The sequence below is a fragment of the Paracoccus sp. FO-3 genome (genome assembly GCF_006386455.1).
Classification (GTDB): Bacteria; Pseudomonadota; Alphaproteobacteria; order Rhodobacterales; family Rhodobacteraceae; genus Paracoccus; species Paracoccus versutus.
Genome location: NZ_VCBQ01000323.1, coordinates 1 through 355, shown reverse-complemented (window position 1 = coordinate 355; position 355 = coordinate 1). Strand labels below are relative to the sequence as shown.

The 355-nt window shown below is 60.0% G+C and carries 1 protein-coding gene; it reads right to left on the bottom strand.

Going from position 1 to position 355, the window contains the following annotated elements; translation table 11 throughout:
* The coding region (locus tag FE811_RS28605) for a toll/interleukin-1 receptor domain-containing protein (RefSeq protein WP_255469875.1) at positions 1-229 on the bottom strand (229 nt) is incomplete at its 3' end.
* Positions 230-355: the final 126 nt, after the last annotated feature.

Below are 355 nucleotides of genomic sequence, written 5' to 3'. Positions count from 1 at the left end.
TGTCGATAGCCCACATCATCGGCACCCCGAGACCAAGATCCTTCTCGCTGAACCACACGCGGACACCGCGTGCTTCGAGTAGATCATGCAGTTCTTTGGCGGAGCCCTGCCTGTCATCCCAAGCGTGACAGAGAAACACGTCTCGAAGGTCGGGTTGCGAAGCCGCTAGGTTCTCGACGTTTTCTCGAACGGGCGTGAGCGCCTGCACTTGTTCGGGCGTGTACCACACACTCGAACCTGCCCCCGACCAGCGCGGCTTTGCGGTTCGGCGCCCCGATCCGCCACTGCTCCGATCACCGCGGCTCCCTGAAAGGGAATATGAAGGGGACGAGTATGACCCGTATTCTATGGTCAT